Here is a 20,736-nt window from a genome sequence, read left to right as displayed (position 1 = left end):
AGTGAGAGAAACCCGGAATACAAAAAAGCAATAAATCCGCAATTCTCCATTAACGAAAGAACGGCGGCTTTATTGCTGCTGTATATGAATTACTGCTCTTTATCCCGGCCAAGCAGTCCGCTGAGCGCTTCGGTCACATTCATACCGGTAAGCGTCTGGGTCAACTCAGGAACCTGGGCCATTATTTTGGCAATATCGCCGGTAATTTTGTTCACGCCTGAGGTAGCTCCATCCTGGGAAATCACTGTAATCTTATCCACCTTGGCGAGCGGGGAAGCAATTTTCTCAGCCAGCTCCGGCAGTATTTTCAGGAATTCCACGGTAAGCGCAGCTTGTGTGAACTGTTTGTACGCTTCGGCTTTCTTCTCCAGGGCTCCCGCTTCCGCCGCTCCGGCCAGCTGGACAATCTCCGCATTCGCTCTCCCTTTCGCCAGCTCAGCTTCTGCCGTGGCCAGTCCGCGCTTGGTGGTTGTCGCTGCCTCGGCTTCCGCCTCAAGAATCTGCCGCTGCTTGGCGGCTTCGGCTCTCATGATCGTAGCCTGGTTCTCCGCCTGGGCAGGCTTGATCACCGTTGCCTCCAGCTCCCGCTGTCTCAGCTCGACTTCGATTTCCCTGACTGTCCGGTTGGCCTCCGCTTCCATCTGCGTGATTTTGACCTGTTCGGTAACGAGCGATTGCTTAATTTTGTTCTGCTGCAATTCATACGCAAGATCCGCCTGAGCCTTCTTCACTTCTGTCTCCAGCTTGAAATCCGCCTGCTTAATGTTCAGTTCCTTCTCGTACAGGGACTCCTTCGCGCGGGCGGCGGTTCCCGCTTCAATGGTGGCCTGATGTGCATTGGCTTTGGCAATGGAGGATTCCTTCTCCGCCTCGGCCTGCTTGATCTGAATATCGCGTTCCGCTTCCGCCTTGGCAATGCTGGCATCGCGGCGGATGCGCTCAATTTCCGGAACCCCCATATTGTCGATGTACCCTTTGTCATCCGTAATTTTTTTGATGGTGAAGCTGACGACCTCAAGCCCCATCTTGTCGAGGTCCTCCGAGCAGGTCTCCCTCATCTTGCTGTTGATTTCATCAGGCGTCTTGAGGATGGATTCCACCGTCAATTGCCCGATTAAGCCGCGCAGGTGGCCCTCCACCGAATGCAGGATAATTGTCTCGCGGTCTTCTTCGGGCCGGTCGATGAACTGCTCACTGGCCGTCAGAATAGCGGTGGGATCGCTTTTGATTTTTATCTGGGCGACCGCCTCCAGGTTGAGCTTGATGCCCTGCCGGGAGAACATCGCCTGCGCTGGAATGACATCGAAGCTCATCAGCATCATCGAGATGGTCTTATTGTTCTGGAAGCCCGGGATGACGAACGTCCCGCCGCCCTGCACCACTCTTTTACCGCCGAGACCGTATACAATCATCGCCTGATTGGGCGGGACTTTTTTATAAGCGGTCACGATACTGAACAAAGCCAGCAGAATAACAACAACAATGCCCGAGATTAAATAAAGAATAACCATTTGGTCCGACACTCCCCGTCATTTATAATTCTCCGAATTCCCTCTCGAAGAGGGTTACTTCCGCCATTCCCTTATCCACCTTCAAAATAATCACCCTGTCGCCCTTCACGAGCTGCTGGCCGATTGCTGCCCGCACTCCAATGGAGCGCATCGTTCCGTGCAGCACATATTTCATTTCCCCGGCTGCCCCATCCGCTGCAGGTACACTGACGTATCCAAGCTGCCCTGCCTGCTCATAATCCAATTCATTCATGCTGCTGTCATACCGGGTCATCACCCGGGCCAGCACTGCATACATCAGACACCCTGTCAGCAAGGCTATCATGGTGCAGATCAGCACTACTGCAAGCACGCTCATTCCGCTGAAGCGGCTAAGCATATAACCAGCGCCGCCCCAGACTGTGACAAACACCATCAGCGGGAGTATAGGCACAAAGCCCGGCCCCCCGGCGTCACCGCCCCCCGCATGCAGATGACCCGCCAGGCCATGCCCATGAAGTCCGCCGCTGAGGAGCAGGAGCAGTCCGACCCAGAAGCACACGATAAATGTAGTTAAGATAACGATCACCTCCTTAGGCAGTTCTGATCACAATATAAATAAACTTTTCCCGTTGTTATATGAATTATCCGTCTTAATTCAGACCGTCTCCCCCTGCTGCCTGCACAGCAAAAAGACCACAGCAGCAGCAGGGCTCTCCGTGGTCGGTTAATCGATCATGGCGCTCATCCTCTCTCTTCGAGGCTTACGGGGTTAGCTGACGGATTCGGGCAGCGAGATTGCCCTACCTTGCCGGAGCACCGTTATACAGCATGCAGCAAGGATTCACCCCAGGTGTGCGGCCGCTATCTGAGCCTAAGCCGTAATCACCGTTGGTTCCCCCGTTCCCATTACTGGAATTCAGCCATTTGAGAACAGTTAAATTTCATTCGGTTGTTGATTTGAATCTTACGCCTGCAGCCATTTAATGTAAAACGCTGCGGTTGACAAAAGAAGCCAAAAATGCCGTTCCTGCACGAATGAAGGCGTATACTTTGCTTTCGCTCTTAAGCGGCCGATGATTTACTCCTTTTTGCTCCGTTTCTCTGGAGCAGTGCTGTTACATAGCAAAGAGGCTGACCACCTGCATTCCCTCTGCCGGGTGTAGTCTTTTTTATCGGATACTCGCTTCTGCTTATACGCCAGTCTTCTGTGCTTCATCCAGCTGCTGCAGCTGCTCTATCTGATGCAAATGATTAAGCAGCTGCTGATAGTGGTCGGCTTTTTGCTGGACGGTAAGCACCATCTTCTGGAACTGCCCTGCATCCTGTCCCGATTTCTCCAGAATACGCAGCAGATCGCCATTGATCTGCTCCACATCCTCCATGCTGCTCTCCTGCGATTCCTGAATCTTCTCCAGATGCTGGAATACCTCTTCCTCCGCTTCCACGATCTCGTTCATGTATACCGTGGACTGGCTGATCTTCGCATTCGTCTCTGTCATCGCCGTTGTCCCGTCACCGGACTTGCTGTGAAGCTGCTCCATCACCTGGGTCATCCCCGAAAGGGAGCCCATGATCTCCTTCACATGACTGCGCGTGCTGTCGGCCAGCTTGCGGATTTCTGTGGCAACCACCGAGAAGCCCCGTCCGTGCTCTCCGGCCCGCGCCGCCTCGATCGCTGCATTCAGCGACAACAGATTCGTCTGCTCAGCAATATCCGTAATGATCTTTGCCAGCTGCTCGATGCTCCGGAAATGCCCCCGCAGGTCCTCATTCAAGCTGACAAATTCAGTAAATACCGCCGAAGCCTTCTGCATTTCCGCCGAGATCTGGATATTGGCCTCTTTGGCGAATTCAATTTTATTGGAGGAAAAAGAGAGGCTGCCATACATTTCATTGATGAGATCTTCGGTCTGTCCGCTGTTGGTCTTCAGATGCTCCAGAAGCTGCTGGGTCCCGCCGATCTGGCTGATCAGCTCACCGCTGCCCGCCCGTAAAGCCGCAAACTCCTCTACCAGCTGGGCCTCTTCCTTAAGAATCTCGTCAGTTTCGCGGCGGATCTGTCCGGCCAGGGTATAGGCGTGCATCCCATAGGATTCAGTGGCTGAAGCGTCGTTAGCGGCAGCTGTCCTGCCAGTATTCTCTGGAGGCTCAGTAGCATTAGCCGCTGCTCCAGCTGTCTTTAGCGTCCCGGCTGATTGTCCGGAGCTGTCCGTTTTTTCAAGAACGGCTAATGTATTATGACTTTGAACAGCTCCGGCAGAGATGCTTTTGCCCCATGAAGTGCGTAATCTGGTTATCCACTGCATAATCAATCTACTCTCCCTTATTCAACCAGCAGCAGAATCATGGTCTGGTTGGCATGCTTTTTATAATATTGCTCTCCGTAGCTGATGAAACCTGTAGTGTTGCCGCAGAATCCGAGCATAGTCCTGTCAAAATCCGCCCACAGACCGTCCCGGATGAAGAGCTGGTCCCGCAGCGTACAGTTAATGTTAAGCACAAAGGAAGGCTTGTACGGGCTCCCGCCCAGCGTCTCCCCCAGCACAGCAAGCGGATCTGCTGCACTCAGCACCTCTACATAAGTACTAGACATAACCTGGCTGTAAAATGTGACAGAGCCATCCGGATTAATGGTCATCGGTGAGGCGATGATCAGATCGTCTTCGTATCTTTTGCCCAGCGGGCTGCTCAGGAAATGCTCTGCCAGCTCCGACTCCGGGACACCAAGCACGCGCGCGTATTCTTCCGCAGCAGGACGTCCGTTGAAGGAATACACCGTTCTGCCGAACACATCGGCTTCTGTCACCAGCAGCGTTGTCCCGGTGGGAACATAAATATTTTCTTTAACCAGTGCAGTACGACCCGGCATATTGAAGAAAATCCCCAGGTTCTGCACCCGGCGGCTTCCTATGTAAATATAAGTCTCTCCATGCTCATCATCCGCTGCACTACCCCCAATAATCTTGAACTCCGGGGCAATGAAAAATAGCGAGGAGAGGATCGTCTCCTCCATCGCGCCTGTACCGTCACATAGCAGCAGCAGAAAGGCATTAGAGTTGCCTTGTACTTTGTGATATGAGGCACTTAGCACATTGCCGCTAAGCACGGGCGGATGCAGGATCTCCACAATATCGGCTATCCCTGATTCGTATTCGAACCCAGTGACTACGCCGCTGCGGTAGCCCTGCGGGGTATATTCGCCTTTGGTTGAGCACAATACCGCCCGGGAGGGTGCATGCCGGGACAATTCGCTGACTGCCGCAGCGGAAGCGAACAGCACCAAGCCTCTGCTGCTATCCAGTTGTTCCAGATGCCGCTTGGCTTCGCCCAATGTGTTAAAAGATAAAGCTTTCATTATGTATATCAACCTTCCTCCGCGGGAGTTCCCCCTGCAAACGTTACTGAAAAATTAAGCTTTAATTTTCAATACTTCTTATGGTAAAACCAGAACCGGGCCTACTGTCTGTGAATAATGTCGCAATCCCCTCGCCAAAGCCTTATTTCCGGCGCAAAAATACGGCTGTCACGGGTGACTAAGGTTGAGCGGCTTACAGAAAGGCTGTATCATGAACATACTGTAGATGCGATGGATGCGATGGATGCGATGGATACGATGGATGCGATGCTCAGAGCCGGGCATCACATTAATAACAGAAAGGAAGTGTGAGGCCATGACTTATTCACAGCGTTCCAGTCACCCTGCTGCCGCATCGGACTACACCTATCTGGAATACCAGATCGAATTAGCTGCAGAAGAATTGGCGGTGGCAGTAAAGGCGCAAGACGAAGCGCGGGCAAAGGCCATCCGCGAGCAGATTGCCAAACTCGAAGACGAGCTGGCGCTGCTTGAGGATTAAGCCGGATTACACCTGATTAAGCCGATTAGTGTAGTACCCTCACTTCTCAATTCGATTCTATCTCTAACAACAGATCATGTGATAATGATTATCAATGACAAAAAGATGTAGATTCCAGCAGCGCCGCAGGAGCCAACTGTTTTCTCAAGCACCGATATTCATTCGGTGCAGGGCCGGGCTTCCGGCTGCTGCGGGGAATATGAGGCTGTGCTGGGTGTGTGCTGGGTGTGTGCTGAGCGTTCTGACCGACAGCGAATGAGTTTTTTGAGCAAAGATTAAGCTTTACTGCCCGTCCAGGCAGAAATGTTGTACGTATTACAACTCTGCCCCCCTAGTTTCCACGGAGTTTGAGGGGATTGTTGTATGAAATATAGGCGTGTTGATTTCCCAAAAAAAGGGACGAAAAAGGCCGCCATTTCGGGTAATGGTAAGTACGACCAAACCAAACCGAAATGAGGCGACCTCATGAATAAATATACCCCATTTTTAGCCGTTTTCAAACAAGTGTAACACCGGAAGAAGTCCAAATGGTGACCGGACAAACCGAGGACTACGTGGATAGAGGAACCAAAATGACCGTCGGGTTGCTGCTCAATTACTTTGTCCAAGCCTGCTACCACAAATGGGACGGATTCCGGCAGAGTGCCCGCTTAGGCCCAAGCTTTGACTTGCCAGAAATTCATTACTCCACCCTTTCCGGCAAGGCCGGTGAAGTCCCTTACGAAATCTTCAAACGTATCTTTCAACTGCTCGTCACGAAATGTAACCGCCAAACCCGGCGGCATTTGAACCTTCCTAAAGATCTTTTGCTGATTGACTCGACTACGGTCACGGCGGCGAACTCTAGAATGCCTTGGGCCTCGTACAAAAAATTCAGAGGGGGCATTAAGCTGCATGTTGCTCTTTCGCATGGCCAGCGTTCACCCCTGAACGTGAAGGAATCGATCGCGAAGCGCAATGACGCTCCGTTTGGAGAAGTCTTGGCAGATACGGACTACATTTTGGTACAGGATCGGGCGTATGGAAAAATCAGCAGATTGGATCAATATGTGCTCCAGGGCCAGTCGTTTGTGATTCGACTCAAAGACAATCTCCATTTGGTGAAGCCAAGAGAACTCCAGCGACCCGCAGAGGGAGAAACGAAAATTGTTCGTGATATTACTTGTTATATCGGTCAAGGGAAGTGCCAATCTGCTCAGCGCCACCGGGTCGTAGAATTTGAAAATGACCGGGGTGAAGTCGTACGGGTCGTGACCGATTTGAGAAAAGAGTCCGCTCATGTGATCGCTGAAATCTACAAGGCACGCTGGGAAATTGAAGTCTTTTTCCGCTGGATTAAACAGCATCTGAACGTGCCATGTCTATTTGGAACCACCGAAAATGCGGTATACAGCCAATTGTTTGTGGCCCTTGCTGTCTATGTGCTTCTGAAACGCGTTTATGATGAAATCCACCCCAACGTGCCTGCCTTTGCTCAACTGACCCTTTGGGAATTTATGCAGCATTGGCGTATATTTAGTCTTCCGCTGGAGTGGCAGGTTCAACTTAGTCTGCTCAGGAACAAAGGGGTTTTGGGGATTATATCCATCCCATAATATGGGGAATCAACAGGCCTGTATGAAATACAACAATTGTCAGGATAATCCGCTTGAAAGAGGGTAAATGTTGTATTTCAGAGTCAATTTCATAATTCAGTTTGCTGAATAGTTAGACTCGGCCCCAAATCTGAGGTCATTTTTTAGAAAATCAGGCTACTTGCTGGGATTTGCTCAACTGTTTGTTCAACTTGTCCAATGCAAACTTACTAAGATTGTAAGCTAGTGTACTGAGCTGGAAATCGACACTTGCCCGTACGCCGCGGTGACGTGTGCGTTTCATGCCAAAATACTCTTTGAGATAGGCAAAAACACGTTCCACTGCCGTACGCTTTTTGTACAGCTCTGTAAAGCTTTCGCTCCCTCTTGCGGGATAGGTATGCTTACGCAAATCCGTTTGGATGCGGATTTTAAACACCTTTTGGCATCCGGAACCCAGTAGTGGGCAGCCTGTGCACTCGCTCGGCTGGGTATACTTCAGCGTTTCGTACTTGGCATCAAAACTGTCGTAGCGGTAGGCATGTCCTTGGGAGCATACCGGCGTGTAGTCCACGTTCATTCCCTCGGGCGGATCTTTGCGGTGAATCATGGGAATCGCCGGATAGGCACCTAACGAATGAATCAACTGGTAGATAGACGCGCAGTCGTACCCTTTGTCGCCCAAGATATGCTTTACCTTCAGTGTGGGAAACTTCAGGGGCAGGCCTTTGAGAAGAATAACGGCCATGCGCTGGTCATTCGGATTCGCCGAACTAAAGAGGCCGCTCAAGATATACTGGCAGTCCGTATCGACGAGCAGATTCGCCTTGAAACCGTAGTAGCTCGTCATTCGACCCTTCGTATTTTTCTTGTCACAACGCGCGGCATGCCGGGGCAGCGCGGCCAGCAGTTCGTCATACGTGTAAGGTAACATCGCTTCAATGGTTTTCTGAAACGGTCCGAGACTTTGGTCATATGCTTCCTGTTCCTGACGCCGGCGTTCCCTTGCCGCATTCGTTGGACGTCCACGCTTGTCGTAGACGGGTTTCTTCGGTGGTTCGTTCACAGCCGCCTCAGGCTCAGGCTCGGGAAGTTTGAACTGAAGTTGCTGGGCTCCTGGAGCCTCATTTGGCTTTTGCCCTCGGCGAGCCGCACGGCGCTTGGCGGCCGATTCGCTAAATTGGCAATCCCAAGCCTCGACCATGGAGGAATCCACGGCAATATGTGTGCCGGTTACAAAGCCTTCTTCTAGGGCAGAGGTCACCAAGGTATCCTGCAGTTTTTCAAGCATCCCCGTGTGCTCCAGCGCATGAATCAAACGGGAATACGAAGATTCGCTCGGGATATTATCGGAGCCGGTAAATCGGCACTGCGCCCGAAACTCTTCGCTATGGGTAAGACGCCAGACCAGGGAAGAAACAAACTCGATGTTCTCCATTTTAGCGATGAGCAAGGAATAGATCATGGCAGGTACATTCAGTTGTTCGGGCCGGCCCCGGTTGTTCTTTTTCCGAAGAACGTGCAGAACCTTGGCGAGATCTAAGTGTTCAAAGATTTGGCTGTATTTATCTTCCGGGCGCATCAGGAACAATTCCTTGAAGGAAAACAGTTCTTCTTGTCGAATGGAATAGATAGGGATTACCTCTTTTCGTTCTCGGGTGTTGGTTTGGTCGCCTATATCTTCGAGAACTTGGGGAGGTACTCCTTTTTCTATGCCTAAAAAAAACAGTCCCAGCAAGGGTTTGGAATTATGAAATTGACTCTTTCATACAACAATTAACAATTATATACGGATATAGGAGAATCCCCCCACAAGAGTGGGGCTTGTGCTCGCTGACTACCACGCTGACTACTGGTTACCTCCTCCTTACCACGCTGAACACTGATTACTTCGCACCACGCTGACTACTGTTCACTTCGCTCACTACCACGCTGACCACACATCAACTCACTCACTACCACACTACTGGTTACCTCATCCTTACCTCGCTGACCACTGATCACCTCGCTCACCAGCACATTCACTTCCTTGCGACTACTGATCACCTCGCTCACTACCACACTCACTTCCTTGCGACTACTGATCACCTAGCCCACCACCACACTCACTTCCTTGCGACTATTGATTACCTCCTCACAGCCACGCTGACCACTTAGGTACTTTGCAGGCACCCCAAAACAATAAATCACCTTATAAAAAAGAGGTTATCCCCGTCATTGCTGACACAGCGGGATAGCCTCTTATGGTTTATCTGTTTACCTTTTTACCTATGGACTTCCCAACCAGAAGCTATAGCTTAGCCCAACTTCACCAGGCTGTAGTTCTTCTTGCCTTTGCGGACGATGATGAACTTGCCGCCGATGGCCTGCTCCGCCGTAATCTCCGTCTCCAGCTCATTGACGCGCTCCCCGTTAATGGAGATTGCACCCTTGGTAATATCCTCACGCGCCTGGCGTTTGGACGGTTCAATCCCCAGCTCCACCAGCCAGTCCACGATGTTCTTCGATTCCTTATCTGCGGTGAAGGTCGGCATCTCCTTGAAGCCTTCTTCGATTTCATCGGCGGTCAGCGAGCGGATATCGCCGCTGAACAGCGCAGCGCTGATGCGTTTAGCCTGCTCCAGCAGCTCTTCGCTGTGGACGAAGCGGGTCATCTCTTCGGCCAGTGTTTTTTGTGCCTCGCGTTTATGCGGCTCCGTCGCCACCTTCTCAGCAAGCGCCTCAATTTCCTCCTTGCTCAGGAAGGTGAAGTATTTCAGGTATTTCACCACATCGCGGTCATCGGTGTTCGCCCAGAACTGGTAGAACTCGTAAGGTGTGGTCTGCTTCGGATCCAGCCAGATGGCGCCGCCGGCGGATTTGCCGAACTTGGTACCGTCTGCCTTGAGCATAAGCGGGATGGTCAGGCCGAAGGCTTTGGCTTCGTTGCCTTCTTTCTTACGGATCAGATCCAGGCCGCTGGTGATATTGCCCCACTGGTCCGAACCGCCGATCTGCAGCTGCACATCCTCATGCTGGTATAGATGCAGGTAATCCATGGACTGCAGGATCTGGTAGGAGAACTCGGTGAACGAGATTCCGCTGTCCAAGCGGCTGGAGACTACGTCCTTAGCCAGCATCGTGTTGATGCTGAAGTTCTTGCCGATGTCGCGCAGGAATTCGATGACGTTCATGTCCTTGGTCCAGTCGTAGTTGTTAACCATCCGCACCTGATTGTCGCCTTCAGTAATGAACAGCTTCTTCATCTGGGCCGTCAGCGCATCCACATTCTCCTGTACCTGCTCCAGCGTCTGCAGGGAGCGCTCGCTCTGGCGTCCGCTCGGATCACCAATCGTTCCGGTAGCCCCGCCAATCAGAATGACCGGACGGTGTCCCGCCAGCTGGAAGCGTCTAAGCATCATAAAAGGAATCAGGTGGCCGATATGCATAGTGTTGCCTGTAGGGTCCACGCCGCAGTACAGCGATACAGCCTTACTCTCTGTTAATTCGCGCAGTCCGTCCGCATCTGTCTGCTGGTTAATGGCGTCGCGCCACAGCAACTCGTCGATAATGTTCAACATGTACAGCCCCTTTGGTATGTTTTATGTGTAATTGGTATGCATTGATAAACAGCCAGCTTACCGGGTAACTCTGCAATTCCCGAATTTGGGCAACAAAAAATCGCCCCTTGTCTATATAGACACAGGGACGATTATAATTAACCGTGTTACCACCCAAATTGCACAGACATCACATTCAAACATGTCCGTACCACTCTTCCGCGAGTTATCGTTCGCTTAGCTCCGCTTGGCATTACCCAAGATACTCCCGAGGTGTAATTCGCAGTCCATTGTATATACCAAGGTTCCATCAACCCCCGGCTTTCTGGGAACAGGGACAAAGTCTGCTACTGGCTCGTTCAACGTATACCAACTATAAGATTACAGAAAGTATAGCCGCTTCTAAAATTGTTGTCAATGCGGAAGGCAGCACCAGCCAGGAGCTGCCTACTCCAAATCCGCTCCATTGCTGGCAATTGCCTTCTTGTACCAGTAAAAGCTCTTCTTCTTCTTCCGGTCAAGCGTTCCGTTTCCGTCATCCTCCTGGTCCACATAGATCACGCCGTAACGCTTGGACATCTCCGAAGTCGACGCGCTGATAATATCAATCGCCCCCCAGGCGGTGTAGCCCATGACTTCGACCCCGTCCAGAACCGCTTCCTTGACCTGAGTGATATGCTTGCGTAAATAATCGATCCGGTAATCATCCTGGATGGAACCATCCTCTTCGACCTTATCCTTCGCACCCAGCCCGTTCTCCACCACAAACAGCGGAAGCTGGTAACGGTCGTACAGCTCTTTCAGGACAATCCGCAGGCCAACCGGATCCAGCTGCCAGCCCCATTCAGTAATTTTCAGGTTCGGATTCTTCACGGTGCTGAACAGATTGCCGCCGGTCACGCCGTATTTCTCCGGGGTAACTGTGGATATAAGCGATGTATAGTAGCTGAAGGAGATGAAGTCCACCGTGTTCTCACGCAGGAGCTGCTGATCGCCAGGCTCAGTGGCTACCACAATATTATTCTCGGCAAAATAACGCTTCATGAATGGAGGATAACTTCCCCGTGCCTGCACATCGGTATGCATCAGGTTAAACTGATTATCAATCTGGGCCTGCAGCACATCCTCCGGATCACTGGTCGCCGGATAATGGATCATACGCGCAAGCATGCAGCCAATGCGGAATTCCGGATGAATCCGCTCGATCGTTTCACTGGTGACATGCATCAGCTCTTTGAGGTTGGTGTAATCTTTTTTCTTATAGTATGGCATCATATCTGCCGTAGATAATCCTTTACCATCTGCGTCAAAAGCACCCTCTGCCTGGTTTGCAGCGATTGCTCCGCCCCATAGGAAGCCATGTGGAAAAGTCGTCATTTTGTCATCTCCTATTGTTCGTTATAAAAGGCAGGCCGTAACTGCGGGATGTTGGGACTTCCGGCCACTGTTATGTTTGGATTTCCTGAATTTATTCCGCTGTCAGCGGTAGAAATCCAAACATAGCTTATGCTTCCCATGCGAGCTTTCCTGCGGAAAGCTTTCAGGCGGACGCTATCGCTCCTAGAGTTCCAAACTTCCCTCCGTTACTAATAGCCTTTTGTTTGGATGAAGCGGATTCTGTAACCTTATAGCTCAGCGTTCAGCACCGGTTCGCCGAATGTTACTTCGCCCAGCTTAAGCGGCAGAATCTGCTTATAATCAGCCGTATTGGTAACGACCATAGCGGTTGTAATATCATAATTCTGTGCAATTTGCGCCAGATCGAAGGTGAGCAGCTTGTCGCCAGCCTGAATCGGATCACCGGCCTGCACATGCGCTTCGAAGAATTGGCCGCGCAGCTTCACGGTGTTGATCGCGACGTGGATCAGGAGTTCCATGCCGTCAGTGCCCCGGATAACCATAGCATGCTTGGTTTTGAAGACATTCATTACGGTACCGCTGCAGCCAGTTCATACCGCCGGACAATCCGTCTCCGACGAAGGTTCCCAGAGGTCCAATCGCGATCAGCTTATGCCCATAGCAGCGCTCTGTTTATGACTGGCAGGATGATGGCAGTGCAGCGGTGTGACCTCAATGACGTCTGTGACTGTTGTGACTTCTGTGACAGTGAATCCATTGCATAGCCAATATAGTAATAGAGAGGGATTTACTGGTAAATATTTCTTCATCCAAAGGAGTGTTACTTATATGCAGCTTAAGACAGGGGAAAATGCAGGGATTTTTACAGGAAAACGTATTTCAGCCAGGTTTATCGTTGGCCTTATTATTCTGGAGATTATTTTCGCGATGACGGTGAACCTCCTTTTCTTTGAAAAGGGGACCTTCGATGACATTAACCGGCTGACACACGGGTGGATAAATGCCACGTTATGCGCGGGACTGCTTGGTCTCATGGTAATTGTCATTATTTATTTATGGGCAATGGTCCGGATTCCGCTGCGGGATCTGGGACTGAGACGGGAGAAGCTGCTGGCCGGATGCCTATGGACATTTGTGTTCTGGCTGGCTGTCAATGTAATGAGTACCTGCATCAATCTCATTGCCGGTACAGCACTTACATGGAATCAGGACCTTGCCGACTTTCCGAATCTGTTTCTGGGCGCTTTGCTTGGACAATTGTTCGGCAATGCCTTGCTGGAGGAGATCATCTTCCGCGGCTTCCTTTTTGTGCAGATCCATCATTGGTTGTCAGGAACGGGTAAGCCTTCCTCCCGCATAGTTAAGGCGATGCTCATCTCGCAAACAGTCTTTGCCCTCATGCATATTCCGAACCGGATTTACGGCGGACTTCACGGAATGGAGTTTGTGTATGATTTTATCCAGCTGGTTATTCTCGGGATGCTGTTTGCACTCCTCTATGTCCTGACCCGGAATCTGTTCATCGTAGTGGGCGTCCACTCGCTGCTGAATGTGAATCTGGTAATCTGGACGGGCAGCTACGCCACAACGGCTTCGCTTACCTGTATGGGCTTTGCTGTCGGAATTCTTCTGCTGCTGCGGAGAAAGAAAGTACATAGCCGGAAATCCGTGATACATTATTGAAGGTTTAAATGTAAAAAAGCAAGACCTTTGCAGAAGAAGCCGCAGGGTCTTGCTTAATGGGTTCTAATTACCCGGGCGAACAGGCTCTAGTGCATTTATCTGGGATACCGCGTAAGTCAGCTAGGATTTGCCCCGTACGGCTTGTAAAGCTCCGTTCATCCGGTTCCCTAGATCTCGCTCCAGTTTCTCATCCTGCTGAGCAATGTATTCTTTGTAGCGGTCCTTTATAGTCTGAGGATTGTCACCAGAAATTCCACGCATTCCTTTGTACTGCTGATTCAAGAATATCCACATAAAAACGGATTTGATTGTACGTATCCAGAAGATACTTGATATTTTGCGATTCCACTTTCGGCTATCCCGACACTTGTGCAGACTTTTGGGTCAGGTGATTGCATTCACTTACCGGACGCTCCATATGGCCCTGGTCATCTGTGCACCAGGATTGCGACTGGAAGGCGAGGAACAGGCCGAGCCATTTGTCCTCCTGCTCAAAATGAATCACAATTCCGCCATCCTGCCAGATGCCGTCGTCTGCTCTGTATTTTTTAACGTTCCCTTGATTCATGTGGATATTGTGAATACCGCCCGGGAAAGGTTCGCCGTATACATAGATTTTGGCTGTTTCATCCTTGATGGCACGTTGCAGATAAGCATCCACTTTCTCATTCAAGTCATTATCCGGACCGTCTTCATTGTATCGAAGTGCGATCATCTTGGAGGGGTCAAACAGTCCGCCACGGATGTAGTCCAAGGCAAATTCATCACGGTTGGATTTACCAATTTTAGTAACCCCGTCCTTTAAACTCTGCAGGTGGGTAATCTGCTCAGAATTAAATTTATCTCCGACCAGATAGAGCAGCTCTGAAGGCTCCTCAGTGGATTGAACGTTGATGGCCAATTTGTATTCTCTGCCGGCAGCCTCGACTACTGCATGATAATGCGGGGTGCTGTCACCTGTGGGTGGTGCAGGTATTCCTCTGATGATCTTTCCTTTTAACACTCCGTATGGATTCAACGGCATAATAATCGCTCCTTTTTTGTGTGTAGTTTGTGTTGTATGTGCTTGCTTCAATCGGTCAAGTGCCCATTTGGTTTTGGACATATCCTGCTCGAGCAGCAGATTAGCCTCTTTGAATAGGGTCAAGGAAAAGCTTGAATTCAAAAGACATTCCTTCGGGCATGATTGAACCTCCTTGTCAGGGTGCGGATTATGAATATGGTTCAAATCCGGTTTATTGTTTCTCCAATACTCAGCCAGCAGCTCCGGTGCGGTCAGAAAGAGCAAGCCATTGCCTTCAGCTGCTTTGGAACTGCCCGGCGGCAAAGTACATCTGACAATCTGCGAATATAACTCACCTTCAGTTAACTTGCGGTTGAATTGGGATTCACTTTGATAATAGTTAAGCACAAGGGCTAATGCCTCGGCAACATAGGGAGAAGACATCGAGGTACCTGACCCATAAGAACTTCATATCGGGCCCGTCCATTAAAACCATCCGCAAAGGAGCGGTTAAACATTGAGCATATCCTTCTACCACACGATATCGTGTGGTATCTTGGATGTAGATACACTGGTGCAACATCGTCACAAAGTTATTTTCAGATACTTAGGCAAAGGAGAGTCAGCATTATATGAAGAGTATCGCTGTTTTTTGCGGTTCGAATGACGGCGCTTCGCCCGTCTACAAAGAGTACGCTGTTGCTCTGGGCAAAGAGCTGGCTGCACGGGGCATCACGCTGATCTATGGCGGAGCTACTGTCGGCTTAATGGGCGCTATTGCAGATAGCGTCATGCAGGCGGGGGGACGCGTGATCGGGGTTCTGCCCCATTTTCTCAAGAAAAGAGAAATCGAGCATACCCGTCTGACCGAACTGATTATGGTGGACTCCATGCACGAACGGAAGCTGAAGATGTCTGAGCTTGCCGATGGATTCATTGCCATGCCGGGCGGGCCGGGCACGATGGAGGAATATTTCGAGATCTTTACGTGGGCGCAGCTCGGTCTGCATCAGAAGCCCTGCGGGCTGCTGAACGTCAACGGTTACTACGATCCGCTGATTGCCCTGTTCGGCAACATGGTCCAGGAGAAGTTCATGCAGGAGAAACAGCATTCCATCATGCTGAACGATACGACTGCGGAGGGAATTCTGCAGCAACTCGCTGATTATACCCCGCCTCCGGTGAAGAACTATCTCACGGATGAGCGGACTTGATTGTTTCCTTCCAGCTGCGGGCTTACCGCGCACCATATGGATTCATCAGAATTTCAGCCGCTCCTTCACCGTCCAGGAGCTTGCTGATGCCCATAATATGAGCGTGTCCGGCTTGCATCATAAGTTCAAAGCCATTACGGCAATGGGACCGTTGCAGTATCAGAAGCAGTTGCGCCTCCAGGAAGCCAGACGGCTCATGCTGAGCGGTTCCATGGGTGCCACGGCTGCTGCCATGGAAGTAGGCTATGAGAGTGCCTCGCAGTTCAGCCGCGAATACCGCAGACTGTTCGGCCTCCCGCCGCTCAAGGATATCCAGGTTGTGCGAAGAAGCATCGACCCAGGTGAATTCTAGCAGACCATTGGGAAGTCTGGCGCTCCCGAAGTATACTAGAGAAGCTGGTCCCGTCTATTCTCATTATCCGCAGAAGCATCTATAGCGATATAGCCTGCACATCCTGCAAGAAAGAGGTTATTCACATGTCGTTGTCTTCTTATTCCGCTTATGATGCTCTAGGGCTTGCCGCTCTTGTCAAGGCACGCGAAGTCTCACCCCGCGAGCTCGTGGAAACCGCCTTCGCCCGGCTCGATGAAATGAATCCGCTGCTGAATGCGGTGGTGCGTACCCGCCGGGAGGCAGCGCTGAAGGAAGCGGATGAGATGCCGGTCCCTGATGGCGACACTTCCCGGCCGTTTGCCGGCGTACCCTATCTGCTGAAGGATATCTCCCAGGCGATTGGCGGAGAACCGCTGACCTCGGGCGCCATGCTCATGAAGGACAATATTCCCAAGCGGGACTCTAATTACGTCGCCCGTATCCGCCGCGGCGGCTTCATCCCGCTGGGACACACGAATACGCCGGAATTCGGCCTCAAAAATATTACCGAGCCGCTGCTTCACGGCCCGGCACGCAACCCCTGGAACCCCGCCTATTCCCCCGGCGGTTCCAGCGGCGGGGCTGCGGCGGCCGTAGCCGCAGGGATTGTTCCGGCGGCCGGAGCCAGTGACGGCGGCGGCTCCATCCGCATACCGGCTTCGTTCACCGGCCTGTTCGGACTGAAGCCGACGCGCGGGCGCACGCCGGTCGGCCCTGGCGTCGGCCGCCAGTGGCAGGGCGCGTCGATCGACTTCGCCCTGACGCGGACTGTGCGCGACAGTGCCGCGATGCTTGATCTGCTGCAGGTGGTGCAGCCGGAAGCTGCTTTTCAGACCCCGCTGTATCCGGGGGTCTATCTGGATGATCTGCTGAAGCCTGCGCAGCAGAAGCTGCGGATTGCGTACACTACAGCTTCACCGGTGGGCACACCGGTATCAGAAGAAGCTGTACATGCTGTGATGAACACTGTAAAGTGGCTGGAATCGGAAGGCTATGCGGTCGAGGAGAAGCTGAGTCCGGTTAACGGGGTCAGACTGATGGATAACTACTATACGATGAATGCCGGTGAGGTATCGGCGATGTTCCTGTCGCTCGAGAGCGGTATGGGCCGCACGATTGCGGCAAGCGAAGTGGATATTGTTACCTGGGTGCTGGCCGAAGCCGGTAAACAGGTCTCAGCTGCAGAATTCGTTCACAGCCTGCATGAATGGGATGTGGCTGCCGCGCAGATGGCGGCGCTGATGGACCGGTTCGACCTGTACATCACACCTGCGAATGCGGATTCTGCACCGAAGATCGGAGAGCTGACCCAGACGTCTGAGGAGATTCAGCAGCTGCTGGAAGTCAGCAGTCTGTCCAAAGACGCTCAGCGCCGGATGATCTACGAGATGTTCGAGCCCAGCCTAACCTATACGCCTTTCACCCAGCTGGCGAATCTGACCGGTCAGCCGGCGATGAGCGTACCAGTGCATCTCACGGCGGAAGGCCTGCCGATCGGGGTTCAGGTCATGGCCTCCAAGGGACGCGAGGATCTGCTGCTTCAACTGGCCGCTTGTCTGGAACAGTCGCCGCTCTGGGTGGGCATGCAGGGCAATCCGCTGTTTGCCTGATAGGACTAGATAAGACTAAGTACTTAGAAAATAAGTTATAACACAAGCTGCAAGCTAATGCCTGATACTAGAAACAGGAGCTTAATTAGAAACCCGTATGCAGGGTTTGACGAAGAGTCCGAGGGATTAGTCCCTCGGACTCTCTCTATTGTACTTCCTTATTTCCATGAGTTTATTACGAATTTCAGATATTCTCACAGAATTACCTAGCATACACAGAGACATAACAGCATTATTAAAATCATCTTTTAGTTTAGCTTTATAATCATGTTCATTGAGCTCTTTCAGCACATAATCATAGATACAATTGTCCATATAACTTAATATAACTAGTTGCGGTTGATCAGTATTTTTAAGTTCGACAATGGCAGCTTTTAAACTGTCAATCTTTTTAACTTCCTTCAACTCATCTTTGATGAGCTTCAAAGGTATGCTTTTAAGAATATTAACGTACATAAATAGCAGAACATAATCTTCTTGAAGATGCGAATCTTTAATTAGAAAACGGACTGTCGAACTGACCCCATGTTCCTTCGCCCATGAGGTTAATACTCTTTTCTTCTGTTTTATCGACACTGCTTCAAACCATACGGTGAACATTTTCTCAATATCTTCTTTTGAATGCTCAATCAAAAAATCGTATTTGATATCCTCTTCAAAGAAATCTTTTAACTGTCCATTCAAAAGAGTTTTACCGAATTTGTGAGTATAAACTTCCCCCACTAAGCTCCAGTTTTTAATATCTTTCATCAGTAATTTGTAGACGGCATCCACTTCGGGACTGCTAGAAAGATCAACTAGCAATTCTATGATAAGAGAACGGTGCAGTTGATTCTGAAAAGGCTCTTTATATTCCTCATGAAAGTGAATAATTATAAATGAAAGTAGCCGTAATTTCCTTTCTACAGGAAATACAGCCATCCTTTCTTTAAGGCTTTTATTAAGTGCATAGCTATTACTTTTGCTGGACAAATTGTTATACACTTTGGCAATATCCAAATAAGGAAGATTCCGGTCTAGAGTATCATTTAAAGATTCGTAATCGGACTCGGATAGTTTTCCAGACGGTACGGAGTACATGAAATACGTCCAAAAGTGCTCAGGTGAACCCAACCTTTTTTGTAATATCCAGTCTGAGTTCACCTCCCCAGCAACGCCCACTAAAGGGAAAATTTTCTTTAAAAAAGAAAGATGTCTTGAATACTTACTCAAGTCATTAAAAATAGCATCTCTAACCTCTTTTGTTTTTACTTTCCCCAAGAAAAAATCCGCATGTTTCAAAATAAAGTCAAAAAGACCAGGTGTCGACACTTTAATCGTCAGTAAACTAAACAGATCTAGTTTATGAACATCGTTTCCCATGAGGGGCATATAAACCTTGCAAATATTACTTAGCCGCTGCAAATTTCGCGGGGAAGTCTCCATTTCAATTAAAATGTTCTTTATTTGCTGTTGATTAGCAGTACCCCATTCCTTATCCAGTACAGGCTCCAACAATTCCCAACCTAGATTTGCCAGAAGAATAGGATCTGGAGAAGGTATGTATAATGGAATTTGAATAAATTTTTCTAAATAGTTCTTTCCAACATCGGCACTGAATTCCTTTGAATACATTTGAGCTAGCGAATTCGTTACAATTTCTTCATCCATTGCAATCACATATGTTATTTTAGGAAAATCGGCAATCATACGGACAAGTTTGAATATCATTTGAATTTCTTTATTGTCTAGACGGTCCAAATCATCAATAAATACGATAAGCTTGATATCCGCAAGTTTCAGCCTCTCAATAATTTGCTCTCTCAGTTCTTCTGCCTCAGTGTACTCCTTACTGAACTCAGAATGACCAAAGAAATCCTTAAAGTTAATGATTAATCCTGGCGGGCGAAGACTTATTGGCGTAAGATATTTTCGATATGTTTTCAAAATTCGGATCAACCCAGGATCGTATGTAAGGGAATGCTCTCTTATAGCATCTATGAGCTTATTTAAAAATTCGGGAATTAAGTTCATATAATCCTTACCAAAAAACCAGGGCTGAAATCGAATGATAACCGGATTTACATCCTTTTCGGCAAATTTCCGTTCCATCATGTCAAAAATTGAAGTTTTGCCTGATCCCCACGGACCATACAAACCAATTGTCAATGAACCAGCAGTTTTTTGATCTGTGTGTTTTATAATTGCACTAGCAACATGCTCGGCAAAAGGCTCACGGTTCAGTACATCTTTTCCATTTATCCCCAAGGATGATTCAGTGCTAAATTTTTGTTCCTTCTGATCAGAGCCTACATCATTGCAATTCTTCTGATTTTCTCCCTTCACTTCACCTTTCTTTGATTTAGCTTCTATTAATTTCAAATAGTAAGTCCATATTTTAAATAATGCATAATTTACCAATTCGATAAATGCTAGAACCAATGACAACATACACAGCAAATTTGTTATATCATATAAATCTGAGAACAGAGGGCCAGTAAAATTTGAATGCTTATCATTAAAGGTGTGATCCACAACTACAGCGATAGCAATACTATTCAAGAGCAGAAAAGCTCGGTTTTGTAGCAAATTTTTCTTATCTCTCTGAGAATTACACAGCGTTTGACTATATCTGAATAGGCTAAGTACTCCTACAATAACAAAAGTTAATACAATAAATTCTTTAATATAGCCTGTATATTCTCTTGCGAATAAATGGGCTGCAGAGATTCTAAGGACCAGTAATACAAGGTAGGTGAACGCGGCAAAACCCATGGGGAACAGTAGATGTGCCCCAAACCATTTGATTTTAATATATTTTGATTTCAAGTAGAATCACCCTTTAGCAGCATTTGGCTATTACATTATGTAAAAAATCCCAGTCCTATTATTATAGGTTGCTTATTTCTTATTGGCTACCTACATCACGAAAGTAATACCCTAAAGCAAGAGTCCGCATAATCTTCATTGTCTGTAACAACCTTTTGAGAATTCCCATCCAGGAATGAAAAGCAAATTGTTAATAGCCTTAGGTTTAAATGATTTTAGTCAT

Annotated in this window: 15 protein-coding genes, 3 pseudogenes and 1 riboswitch; of the genes and pseudogenes, 7 read left to right on the top strand and 11 right to left on the bottom strand. The window is 49.3% G+C overall.

All coding sequences use genetic code 11. From position 1 onward, the window contains the following. Positions 1-89 precede the first annotated feature (89 nt). From R50912_RS08585 to R50912_RS08570, 4 genes are all read right to left on the bottom strand, one after another. Positions 90-1,511, bottom strand: a complete 1,422-nt coding sequence (locus R50912_RS08585; RefSeq protein WP_042233984.1) for a flotillin family protein — start codon at positions 1,509-1,511, stop codon at positions 90-92. Positions 1,512-1,533: 22 nt separating this feature from the next. After that, on the bottom strand, positions 1,534-2,079 hold the full coding sequence (locus R50912_RS08580) for an NfeD family membrane protein (protein ID WP_156123025.1): 546 nt from the start codon (positions 2,077-2,079) through the stop codon (positions 1,534-1,536). Positions 2,080-2,236: 157 nt separating this feature from the next. Then, positions 2,237-2,425: riboswitch (cyclic di-AMP (ydaO/yuaA leader) on the bottom strand. A gap of 258 nt (positions 2,426-2,683) precedes the next feature. Beyond that, entirely contained in the window at positions 2,684-3,799 is a 1,116-nt protein-coding gene (locus tag R50912_RS08575; protein ID WP_052416125.1) for a methyl-accepting chemotaxis protein, read from the bottom strand. A 17-nt stretch (positions 3,800-3,816) separates the two neighbouring features. Beyond that, positions 3,817-4,848: an FIST signal transduction protein gene (locus R50912_RS08570; protein WP_042233980.1), complete on the bottom strand. Its 1,032-nt coding sequence runs from the start codon at positions 4,846-4,848 to the stop codon at positions 3,817-3,819. A gap of 174 nt (positions 4,849-5,022) precedes the next feature. Here R50912_RS08570 and R50912_RS34870 point away from each other — a divergent pair, with 174 nt between their 5' ends. The 3 genes from R50912_RS34870 to R50912_RS08560 all read left to right on the top strand — a co-directional run bounded on the left by R50912_RS34870 (position 5,023) and on the right by R50912_RS08560 (position 6,945). Then, positions 5,023-5,160 carry a hypothetical protein gene (locus tag R50912_RS34870; protein ID WP_156123023.1) on the top strand — a complete coding sequence of 46 codons (138 nt, stop codon included), beginning with the start codon at positions 5,023-5,025 and terminating at the stop codon, positions 5,158-5,160. Positions 5,161-5,164: 4 nt separating this feature from the next. Further along, positions 5,165-5,350 carry a hypothetical protein gene (locus R50912_RS08565; RefSeq protein ID WP_042233978.1) on the top strand — a complete coding sequence of 62 codons (186 nt, stop codon included), beginning with the start codon at positions 5,165-5,167 and terminating at the stop codon, positions 5,348-5,350. Positions 5,351-5,823: 473 nt separating this feature from the next. Next, positions 5,824-6,945: an IS4 family transposase gene (locus R50912_RS08560; RefSeq protein WP_331281927.1), complete on the top strand. Its 1,122-nt coding sequence runs from the start codon at positions 5,824-5,826 to the stop codon at positions 6,943-6,945. A gap of 151 nt (positions 6,946-7,096) precedes the next feature. On the opposite strand, the gene R50912_RS08555 is transcribed toward R50912_RS08560, so the two are convergent. From R50912_RS08555 to R50912_RS08540, 5 genes and pseudogenes are all read right to left on the bottom strand, one after another. After that, a complete protein-coding gene (locus tag R50912_RS08555; RefSeq protein WP_052416121.1) occupies positions 7,097-8,662 on the bottom strand; it encodes a transposase in 1,566 nt (521 codons plus the stop codon). Between the two features lie 559 nt (positions 8,663-9,221). Further along, entirely contained in the window at positions 9,222-10,481 is a 1,260-nt protein-coding gene (gene tyrS, locus R50912_RS08550) for a tyrosine--tRNA ligase (RefSeq protein ID WP_042241914.1), read from the bottom strand. A 429-nt stretch (positions 10,482-10,910) separates the two neighbouring features. Continuing rightward, a pseudogene (locus tag R50912_RS08545) lies at positions 10,911-11,663 on the bottom strand (family 1 glycosylhydrolase); the annotation flags it as partial. A 66-nt stretch (positions 11,664-11,729) separates the two neighbouring features. Then, positions 11,730-11,840, bottom strand: a pseudogene (locus R50912_RS36415) (family 1 glycosylhydrolase); the annotation flags it as partial. A 248-nt stretch (positions 11,841-12,088) separates the two neighbouring features. Then, a pseudogene (locus R50912_RS08540) lies at positions 12,089-12,394 on the bottom strand (PTS sugar transporter subunit IIA); the annotation flags it as partial. Between the two features lie 256 nt (positions 12,395-12,650). On the opposite strand from R50912_RS08540, the gene R50912_RS08535 reads away from it, so the two are divergent. Continuing rightward, positions 12,651-13,505 carry a CPBP family intramembrane glutamic endopeptidase gene (locus R50912_RS08535; RefSeq protein WP_042233973.1) on the top strand — a complete coding sequence of 285 codons (855 nt, stop codon included), beginning with the start codon at positions 12,651-12,653 and terminating at the stop codon, positions 13,503-13,505. A gap of 355 nt (positions 13,506-13,860) precedes the next feature. Here R50912_RS08535 and R50912_RS08530 read toward each other — a convergent pair whose 3' ends face one another. Beyond that, a complete protein-coding gene (locus R50912_RS08530) occupies positions 13,861-14,529 on the bottom strand; it encodes a YukJ family protein (RefSeq protein WP_042241912.1) in 669 nt (222 codons plus the stop codon). A 611-nt stretch (positions 14,530-15,140) separates the two neighbouring features. Between R50912_RS08530 and R50912_RS08525 the strand changes: the two genes are divergently transcribed. From R50912_RS08525 to R50912_RS08515, 3 genes are all read left to right on the top strand, one after another. Continuing rightward, a complete protein-coding gene (locus tag R50912_RS08525) occupies positions 15,141-15,722 on the top strand; it encodes an LOG family protein (protein ID WP_042233971.1) in 582 nt (193 codons plus the stop codon). Next, positions 15,709-16,074: a helix-turn-helix transcriptional regulator gene (locus R50912_RS08520; protein ID WP_042233970.1), complete on the top strand. Its 366-nt coding sequence runs from the start codon at positions 15,709-15,711 to the stop codon at positions 16,072-16,074. The genes R50912_RS08525 and R50912_RS08520 overlap by 14 nt, the downstream gene beginning before the upstream one ends. A 125-nt stretch (positions 16,075-16,199) precedes the next feature. Next, positions 16,200-17,705 (top strand): amidase, encoded by a 1,506-nt coding sequence (locus R50912_RS08515; protein WP_042233968.1) that lies wholly within the window; start codon positions 16,200-16,202, stop codon positions 17,703-17,705. A gap of 126 nt (positions 17,706-17,831) precedes the next feature. Here the strand turns inward: R50912_RS08515 and R50912_RS08510 are convergent, their stop codons facing one another. Next, positions 17,832-20,513, bottom strand: coding sequence for a KAP family P-loop NTPase fold protein (locus tag R50912_RS08510; RefSeq protein WP_042233965.1), 2,682 nt, complete (start codon positions 20,511-20,513; stop codon positions 17,832-17,834). Positions 20,514-20,736 lie beyond the last annotated feature (223 nt).

The organism is Paenibacillus sp. FSL R5-0912 (assembly GCF_000758605.1).
Taxonomy (GTDB): Bacteria; Bacillota; Bacilli; order Paenibacillales; family Paenibacillaceae; genus Paenibacillus_AQ.
The sequence above is the reverse complement of the archived record's forward strand: the minus strand, read 5'-3'. Positions and strand labels throughout refer to the sequence as shown.

Bases quoted from the DNA above. Each gene is read 5' to 3' on its own strand.
- R50912_RS08515 (WP_042233968.1), top strand. From the start codon at position 16,200: ATGTCGTTGTCTTCTTATTCCGCTTATGATGCTCTAGGGCTTGCCGCT.
- R50912_RS08575 (WP_052416125.1), bottom strand. From the start codon at position 3,799: ATGCAGTGGATAACCAGATTACGCACTTCATGGGGCAAAAGCATCTCT.
- R50912_RS08570 (WP_042233980.1), bottom strand. From the start codon at position 4,848: ATGAAAGCTTTATCTTTTAACACATTGGGCGAAGCCAAGCGGCATCTG.
- R50912_RS08585 (WP_042233984.1), bottom strand. From the start codon at position 1,511: ATGGTTATTCTTTATTTAATCTCGGGCATTGTTGTTGTTATTCTGCTG.
- R50912_RS08530 (WP_042241912.1), bottom strand. From the start codon at position 14,529: ATGCCGTTGAATCCATACGGAGTGTTAAAAGGAAAGATCATCAGAGGA.
- R50912_RS08520 (WP_042233970.1), top strand. From the start codon at position 15,709: ATGAGCGGACTTGATTGTTTCCTTCCAGCTGCGGGCTTACCGCGCACC.
- R50912_RS08565 (WP_042233978.1), top strand. From the start codon at position 5,165: ATGACTTATTCACAGCGTTCCAGTCACCCTGCTGCCGCATCGGACTAC.
- R50912_RS08535 (WP_042233973.1), top strand. From the start codon at position 12,651: ATGCAGCTTAAGACAGGGGAAAATGCAGGGATTTTTACAGGAAAACGT.
- R50912_RS08525 (WP_042233971.1), top strand. From the start codon at position 15,141: ATGAAGAGTATCGCTGTTTTTTGCGGTTCGAATGACGGCGCTTCGCCC.